The following is a 7,963-nucleotide window of genomic DNA, read 5'->3' on the forward strand; positions in this document are numbered from 1 at the left end:
GATAGGTCATCAACGGGGGATAGCATGAGTTCGTTGTGGGGTGGGGGTCGGTGGTGATAGGGGAGAGGTGGCCGGGGGCGAGGGCGGTGCCGGTCGTGTCGCGGACCGCAGATGGTCGGTCACCCGCCGCCGGCTGCGGGCCGGGGAGAGTCGGGTGAGGAAGGCGGCCGCGCTGGCCGGGTGGACCGCCGCGATGCCGTCGGCACTGCCGCCACTGCCACCGACCAGGCCGGGCAGGCCGTTCGCGTACCCCTCGCCGACCGCCCGGAACTTCCATCCCGTCGGGTGCCGGTACAGCTCGCCGAAGACGAGCGCTGTCTCGACGCCGGTCTCCGCCTCGAAGGTGTAGCTGACGATCTCCCGGCCGTCTCTGTCGTCGCAGACCTGGATGAATCCGTGGGGGGCGGCCCGGAAGGTCTGGTTACGGCCGGTGAGATCGTAGATCGCCGCGGCGAACTGCAGTCGGGCGACGTCCGTCGGCACCGCGGGGAGCGCGACGGTGATCTGTTCGGTGTCCCCGTCCGTCCGGTGGGGTGCGCGCGGCGCGCCGATCCGTTCGGTCGGGTTGGGCACCTGGTCGGTGAGCAGGAGCCGCGGGGCCTTCTCGTCGGTGTCGACAAGCACGACGACGGCGTCGGCCTCGGGCACCGGGCCGGTTCCCGTCCCGGCCCCGGCCCCGGCCCCGGTCCCGGTCGTCCGCGTCGTGGCGCTCCACCCGAGGGTGATGCGGACCCGCTCGATGCCGGGTGCCTCCTTCGCCAGGAGCACGTTGCCGCCGCGCGGCAGGGCCACGGTCATGCGTCGAGATCGGAGCGGCGGAACTTGGCGTCCAGGAACCGGGCCTGGATCGCCAGTCTCGCGGCGTCGCCGCTGTAGACGGAGTCCTGGATCTCGCCGGCGCCCTCGTCGAGCAGCTGGAGCTGGCGGACCAGGTCCTCGGCGGGGGTCGTCCCGGTGACGCCGGGCCGGTCGGCGTACCGGGGCGGAAGCGCCAGGAAGTCATCCAGCGCCTGTGGCAGGTACTCCTGGATGATCGCGGCGATGTACCGCAGTTCCTCGTCGCTCGCGCCCCTGGTCTCGATGTAGCCCAGCAGCGGCCGCAGGACGTCGTCGATGTCGCGCACGGTGGGCACCGCGCCGGGCGGGAGCCTGCCACCGTCCGCGTTGGCGCGGCCGACGATCCGCGCGAGCTCCTCGCGGAGCCACCCCGCCTGCCCCGCAGGGGACACGGGCGGTGCCGGTTCACCGGCCGTGGGCTCGGCCCCGGCGCTCTCGCCCCGCCATCGGAAGATCATGCCGCGGCCACCTGTACCAGTCCCGCACGGCGCCGGACGGGCACCGGTCAGCCCTCGCCGGCCTGTGCCCGCTCCAGGTAGGCCCTGGAGCGGACCACCTGCGCCTCCAGCGCGGTGACCGTGGTCGCGATGCTCTCCACCGCCTTCACCTTGTAGGTGTCGATCGCGTCCATCGTCGCGAAGACGTTGTCGAAGGCCTTCTGCAGTGTCTCGACGTCCACCGTGCTGGACGCCGCCTGTTCCTGGATGCGGCCGGACTGCTGGCGCAGCAGCTCACTGGTCGACATGATCATGTTGCTGGTGGTGGCGTTCAGCGCGGTGATCTGGTCCAGCACCAGTTTCTGGTTCGCCAGCGCCTGGGCCACGATCACGGCGGTGCGCAGCGCCGCGACAGTCGTCGACTGCGCCCGGTCGACACCCTTGATCAGCTCGATGTTGTTCTTGCGGACCAGGTCGAGGGCCAGATAGCCCTGCACGCTCACGGCCAGCTGGGTGAGCAGGTCCTGCTGGCGCTGGCGGATGGGGAACAGCGCGTCAGACGTCAGCGCGTCCGCCGCCGCCGGGTCGGTGGCCCGGACGCGGTCGATGCGGGCCGCGACGGCGGCGTCGAGCGCTCGGGCGAGCGTCGCGTACTCGGTGATCTTGCCCATCGCGGCCCAGAGTGTGGCCTTCTCGTGCTCGATGGCCGCGTTGTCCTTGCGCAGCTCGTCCTGACCGGAGTCGAGCGCGCCGATGATGGCGTCGAGCTGCTTCTGCGCCGACTGGTAACGCTGGAAATAGCGGGAGATCCGGTTCCCCAGCGGCATCATGCCGAGCAGCTTGCGGCCACCCTTCAGGTCCGCCTTCGCCGGATCCAGGTCGGTGACGGTCTGGCGCAGCTCAAGCAGGGTGCCGGCGACCCGGGTCTGCGCGTCCGCACCCCCGCGGCCACCGCGCCCCGCCCGCAGCGCGGCAGCCGGGCGGTCGAGCATCCGGCTCGACACCCGCGCGCTCGCCACGATCTCCCGCTCGCCCATGCGGACGATGTCGTTGATCTTGTCCTGGAAGGCGGGACTGCGCGGGTCCTGCGCCGCGAGGTCGTCCGCGAACGCGGCGGCCCGTTCCCGCAGCTGGGCCCGGGTTGCCTCGTCGAGCGGGACCATGCTGTCCACCTGGTCGTCGGCGACGACTGCCACCGGCTGGGGCGGGACGAGCTCCAGGGCACCGGCCGGCGAGCGAGGGGAGTCGGCGCCCGCTCCCGACGCCGGCGAGCCGCCCAGGTCCAACGAGTTCGACATGGCTTCCCCTCCCGACATCCGTGCCGGGCAGGAGCCCTGCTCGGCCGGCGCGGCCTCGTCACGGGCCGCACGAAGTGTCTGCCACCTTCGACCCTACGCGAAATGCCTTGTCGACCAGCGGACTACGAGAGGCCTCAGAACCGCCCCGGGGTGGCCACCGCCCGGACGGCCTCGGCACGCCCGGTGACCGTGGACCGGCTGATCGCGGTCTCGAGGGACGACTGACCGCCCGCGATCCACAGCGGGCCGCCGGCGATGTTGTCCAGGGCCTCCTGGGCGGCCTCGTCCGGCGGCTGGGCGGCGTCGAGGGGATATCCCAGCCGGGCCATCGCCGGCGTGGCGGTGAAGCCGATGCTGAGATGCAGCACGTCCACACCGTACTTCTCGCACTCGATCCACAGCGCTTCACTGAAGACCCTGCTGAATGCCTTGGACCCGCAGTAAGCGGCCAGGGACGGCGCACCCATGAAACTGGCGCCCGAACCGGAGAGGATGATTCCCCCGCGTCTGCGCTCGCACATCAGGGCGCCGTAGTGACGCGCGAACTCCGCCTGGCCGAGGACGTTGACGGCGATCACCGACCGGTAGACCGCGGGGTCCAGTTCGACGAAGTCGCCGCGCACGCTGTTGGCGCCGGCGTTGTAGATGAGCAGGCCGACCTCGATGTCGTCGGTCGCGGTCCGGGTCCGCTCCAGCGCGTCGGGCTCGCTCAGGTCGACGGACAGGGTGCGCACCTCGGCTCCCCCGGCGCGCAGATCATCCGCCAGCGTTTGTAAGGGGCCGGTCTTCCGTGCTGTGAGGATCAGTTTGAATCCGTGCGCGGCGAGCTTTCGCGCATAGCTTTCCCCGATGCCTTCCGACCCGCCGACGACCAGAGCCCACGGCCCGTACTTCTCCAGATCCACGTCTTCCCCTCTGCTGTCGGCGGTGCCGCCGCCGGTACCCGGCCGGCGGCGGGCCGGCGGCGACACCGGGCCGCCGGCCCCGTTCCCGTCAGCTCGTGAGCGCGGGCTCGTCGTCCAGCTCGATCCCGAGCTCCCTGAGTTCGCGCTCGGCCCAGAAGATGCGCCCGGTGTACTCCATGGGGTCGGCGCAGGAGGCGAAGTAGGCCAGCATGCGCGCGGGAACCTGCATGGGCACGGCCACGCTGTCGTCGAGGCCGGCTTCCTTGACCCGGATGGCGACGAGCTCGGTGGCCACCAGGCCCGGGTGCATGGCGATCACGGCGATGCCCTTGCGGGCGAGCTCGGGAGCCAGGGCGTTGCCGAGCCGGTCGAGCGCCCGCTTGCTGGAGTAGTAGCCGGGCACGGCCAGGCTGAACTCGCCGACGCTCTCGAGCTTGGGGAGCTCCTCCGGCTGGCGGAAGACCTCGCCGCTGCCGGTGCTGAGGTTGATGATGCGGCCGCCGCCACGACTTTCCATGATCGGCACTACCAGCTGCATGAGCGTGAAGGGCGCGTGCAGGTTGACGTCGAACTGGTACAGCCAGTCCTCGCGCGTCAGCTCCAGGAACCGCTTGGACCAGATGTCGCCGGTGGTGGCCGCCGCGTTGTTGATGAGCACGTCGACGCCGCCGAACCGCTCGACGGCGGCGTCGACCAGGTGTCTGAGATCCGCCTCGCTGGCCAGGTCGGTCTGCACGGCGATCGCCTGGCCGCCCAGGGTCTCGATCTCCGTGAGTGTCTCGTTCAGCGTGCCGGGCAGCTTCCTGTCCGGCTCGACCGTCCGCGCGGCCAGGACCAGGTGCGCGCCGCGGCGGGCGAACACCTGGGCCGCCTGCCGACCGACTCCCCGGCTGGCCCCCGTGATGATCACGACCTTACCGGTCAGATCGAGTTCCTCGTGGCGCTGCATCGCCATGCGATCTCCGCCTCCCATTTGATCGATGTTCAAATGGGAGAGTAACACGGCTCACAGTGGTGCACAGCGCGACCGATGCGGCCACCCAGGACTCGGCGATCCACATCGGTCGGACTCGGACCTTCGGACCTGCGCGCGCTCCGCCGCACCGCGCCCGTCCAGTACCCGTCCAGCACCCGCCGGCACCGCTCGGCCGCCCGAGAGTCGCTCCACTCCCCGGACAACTGGCGCCACGCAGGATGAGGAACGAGCGTTGACCCCCTGCGTATGCTTGGTGCCACAGTGACTACTCCGACGGCTGAAGCCGCCGGCTTCTCAGGCCGCTTGCGCGGTCTGACGGGCCAGCCCGGCCCGGAGGATGTTGACGGCCGCGTTCACGTCCGCGTGCGCGGTATGCCCGCACGCCGTGCAGGCGAACACGGCCTGGGTTCTGCGGTTGCCGGCGTGGCAGTGCCCGCAGACAGCGCAGGTGCGGGAGGTGTGGGCGGGGTTCACCTCGACGACGACCCGCCCGGCGCTTTCAGCCTTGGCGTGCAACACGGCGAGGAACACCCCCCATCCCGCATCGAGAATGCTCCTGTTCAGCCCGGACCTGGCCCCCTGCCCGTTGGGCAGGAACACCCCCGACGCGGACGGGTCGGGTCTCGGGGCGGCCCGGCGGGTCATGTTTCCCACCCGCAGGGCCTCCACCGCGATCAGGTCGTGCTCACGGACCAGCCGCAGGGCGGTCCTGTGCGCCAGGTCGAGACGCCGCCGGCGCACCGTGCGGTGCAGCGCGGCGACCCGCGCCACCGCCTTCCGCCGCCGCCCCGACCCGCGTTTCTTCCGGGACAGTTCCCGCTGGGCGCGGGTGAGCCGGCGGGCCGCCGTCGCGAGGTAGCGGGGGTTGCCGATGTGCCGGCCGTCGGAGAGGGTCGCCAGCGACGCCACCCCCAGATCCACCCCCACCACCGCCCCGGTGGCCGGCAGCGGCGCGGCGGGTACGTCGTCGCAGGACAGCAGCACGTACCAGCGGCGCCCCTCACGCGTGACGGAGATCGTCTTGACCGTGCCGGCCACGGGCCGGTGCTGGTTGACCTTGACATGGCCCACGCCCTGCAACCGCACCCTGGTCCGGGTGGGATGGTCGGGCTGGGAGTTCCAGCGGCAGCCGTCACCGTCCTTCGGCCAGGTCACCGTGTGGAACCAGCCCGCGCCCCTGAACCGGGGATAACCCGGCTTCTGGCCAGCTTCGACCCTGCGGAAGAACCCGGCGAACGCCCTGTCGAGACGGCGCAGCGTGGCCTGCTGGGAGGAGAACGACCAGCGGCCCTGTGCCGGGTCGACCGCACGGATCCCGGTGAGCTGGGCGGACTGGTCACCGTAACGGACCGTCGTCCGGCTCGGGTGACGGTAGGCACCACGGCGTTCCTGCAGGGCCGCGTTGTACAACGCCCGGTGATCGCCGACCATCGCCGTCAACGCGGCGGCCTGCCTGGCGGTCGGGCGAAGCTGGAACCTGAACGTCCGCCTCACCCGCGGCGCCGTTCGGCACGCAGCCCGGCGGCGAGGAGCGCGGGCGTGGCAGCGCCGATCGAGACGCCGGTCTCGGCTGTGTGCTCCTCGATCTGCCGCTTCAACCCCGCAGAGACCCGCAGGTTCAGCGACTCACCGGGTGCTCCTCTGGACACAACAACCATGCTATCCGAACAAATGTGCGAACAGGCGCCGGACTCCCCGCGCACAACCGGCCCACCGGTCGCGGTCCGTACCGGATTCCCCTGCCGCCCGAAGAAGGCAGCCCCCTCCGGAGGTCATTGATGGAACCCGGCCGAACCCGTAACCCGCCCCGCCAGCGGGCTACGCTCGTCAACACAAGGTCACGGGAGACCCGACTCGCGCTCACCCGCGCCGCACTCGACCTGTGGAGCGCGGGCGACTTCAACGAGGCTTATGAGGCGAGCACCGTAGGTGATATCGCGCAGGCCGCCGGAGTCAGCAAGGGAACCTTCTATTTCCATTTCGCCAACAAAGAGGCGATTCTCCTTGAGATGAGCTCGGCGACGATCCAGGCGATGATCGACCAGGTCGAGGCCGAGACAGTGCGGAATGTTTCCCTGACCTCGCTGAGCGAGCAGGTGATGGGTTCCATGGCTCGGCGCGTCGTCCGCGCCCCCAGGGCGGCCGCGTTGCGGGCGGGCGCCCTGGGCTTCACAGGGCAGGCACCCGAGGGGACCGTGCCGAGCCCTCGCCTCAGCGTCGCCTTCGAGACGCTTCTCCGCTACGGCCGGGAACGCGGCGAACTGGGCCCGCGAATCGATGTCGAGGATGTCGCCGCGATGCTGACCGCCGTGACCATGGAGGCGATCATTCGCTGGGGAGCGGGAGACCGCTCCGCGGCCTGGTTGAGCGAGACGCTCCGTGACCGCGTCGCCGTCATCCTGCGTGGTATCAGCTATCCGGACCCAGGCCAGCCCTCCCACGGCTGACCCGCGGGCCACATTCTTTCCGCATCCTTTCCGCCCACGGAAAAGCCCAGGGCGGTGGCGAGCCGCATGTCGGCCACCACCGCCCTGGCTTGCGCAGGGCTCGGCTCAGCCCCTCACGGCGTTTCGGGTGGGGTGAGGATGCCGGTGTGGTGGAGGTGGTCGATGCCGGTGAAGTTGGTGAGCTGGCCGGCGCGGGCTTTGGCGTAGAGGCCTTTGCGGTCGCGGGTTTCGGCGACCTGCAGGGGGGCGTCGACGTGGATCTCGAGGAACTCGCCGTCGTCGAGGAGGTCGCGGGCGAGTTGGCGTTCGGCGCGGAACGGGGAGATGAACGAGGCCAGCACGATGATCCCGGCGTCGACCATGAGTTTCGCGACCTCGGCGACGCGGCGGATGTTCTCGACCCGGTCGGCGTCGGTGAACCCGAGATCCTTGTTCAGGCCGTGGCGGACGTTGTCGCCGTCGAGGAGGTAGGTGTGGTAGCCCTGGTCGTGGAGTTTCTTCTCGACCAGGTTCGCGATGGTGGATTTCCCGGCGCCGGACAGGCCGGTGAACCACAGCAGCGCGGGGCGTTGACCTTTGTGGCGGGCCCGGGCGGTCTTGTCGACCTCGACGGCCTGCCAGTGCACGTTGTCCGCGCGGCGCAACGCGAAGTGCAGCAGCCCCGCCGCGACAGTGGCCTGGGTGAACCGGTCGATCAGGATGAACCCGCCGGTGTGCCGGTTGAGGGTGTAGGGGTCGAACGGCACCGCCCGGTCGAGGTTGAGGTTGCACACCCCGATCTCGTTGAGGTCCAACGTCCGCGCCGCGGTGTGTTCCAACGTGTTCACGTTGACCTTGTACTTCGGTTGCGCGACCGTCGCGTTCACCGTCCGCGCGCCGATCTTCAGCAGATACGGCCGGCCGGGCAGCATCGGTTCGTCCGCCATCCAGACGAGATGGCATGCGAACTGGTCCGCGACCGCCGCCGGGTCGGTGGCGGCGGCCAGCACGTCCCCACGGCTGACATCGATCTCATCCGCCAGGGTGAGGGTGACGGACTGGCCGGCGACGGCCTGCGGGAGGT

General features: G+C 70.6%; 9 protein-coding genes. 1 reads left to right on the plus strand and 8 read right to left on the minus strand.

Annotated features, from left to right (window positions below; genetic code table 11):
• Nucleotides 1-9 precede the first annotated feature (9 nt).
• From AB1460_RS34470 to AB1460_RS34500, 7 genes are all read right to left on the minus strand, one after another.
• On the minus strand, nucleotides 10-798 hold the full coding sequence (locus AB1460_RS34470; RefSeq protein WP_368966531.1) for a TerD family protein: 789 nt from the start codon (nucleotides 796-798) through the stop codon (nucleotides 10-12).
• Nucleotides 795-1,295, minus strand: a complete 501-nt coding sequence (locus tag AB1460_RS34475; RefSeq protein WP_368966533.1) for a hypothetical protein — start codon at nucleotides 1,293-1,295, stop codon at nucleotides 795-797. Before AB1460_RS34475 ends, AB1460_RS34470 begins: the two co-directional genes overlap by 4 nt.
• Nucleotides 1,296-1,342: 47 nt before the next feature.
• Nucleotides 1,343-2,572: a toxic anion resistance protein gene (locus AB1460_RS34480; protein WP_368966534.1), complete on the minus strand. Its 1,230-nt coding sequence runs from the start codon at nucleotides 2,570-2,572 to the stop codon at nucleotides 1,343-1,345.
• Between the two features lie 134 nt (nucleotides 2,573-2,706).
• Nucleotides 2,707-3,477: an SDR family NAD(P)-dependent oxidoreductase gene (locus AB1460_RS34485; RefSeq protein ID WP_368966536.1), complete on the minus strand. Its 771-nt coding sequence runs from the start codon at nucleotides 3,475-3,477 to the stop codon at nucleotides 2,707-2,709.
• A gap of 88 nt (nucleotides 3,478-3,565) precedes the next feature.
• Nucleotides 3,566-4,426: an SDR family NAD(P)-dependent oxidoreductase gene (locus AB1460_RS34490; RefSeq protein ID WP_368966544.1), complete on the minus strand. Its 861-nt coding sequence runs from the start codon at nucleotides 4,424-4,426 to the stop codon at nucleotides 3,566-3,568.
• Nucleotides 4,427-4,747: 321 nt separating this feature from the next.
• A complete protein-coding gene (locus AB1460_RS34495; RefSeq protein ID WP_368966538.1) occupies nucleotides 4,748-5,947 on the minus strand; it encodes an RNA-guided endonuclease InsQ/TnpB family protein in 1,200 nt (399 codons plus the stop codon).
• On the minus strand, nucleotides 5,944-6,102 hold the full coding sequence (locus AB1460_RS34500) for a hypothetical protein (protein ID WP_368966539.1): 159 nt from the start codon (nucleotides 6,100-6,102) through the stop codon (nucleotides 5,944-5,946). The genes AB1460_RS34495 and AB1460_RS34500 overlap by 4 nt, the downstream gene beginning before the upstream one ends.
• Before the next feature lie 129 nt (nucleotides 6,103-6,231).
• Between AB1460_RS34500 and AB1460_RS34505 the strand changes: the two genes are divergently transcribed.
• Nucleotides 6,232-6,900 carry a TetR family transcriptional regulator gene (locus tag AB1460_RS34505; RefSeq protein ID WP_368966540.1) on the plus strand — a complete coding sequence of 223 codons (669 nt, stop codon included), beginning with the start codon at nucleotides 6,232-6,234 and terminating at the stop codon, nucleotides 6,898-6,900.
• Nucleotides 6,901-7,013: 113 nt separating this feature from the next.
• Here the strand turns inward: AB1460_RS34505 and cysC are convergent.
• On the minus strand, nucleotides 7,014-7,963 hold a 950-nt coding region (gene cysC / locus AB1460_RS34510), incomplete at its 5' end, for an adenylyl-sulfate kinase (protein WP_368966542.1).

This window comes from Parafrankia sp. FMc2, assembly GCF_041008525.1.
Classification (GTDB): Bacteria; Actinomycetota; Actinomycetes; order Frankiales; family Frankiaceae; genus Parafrankia.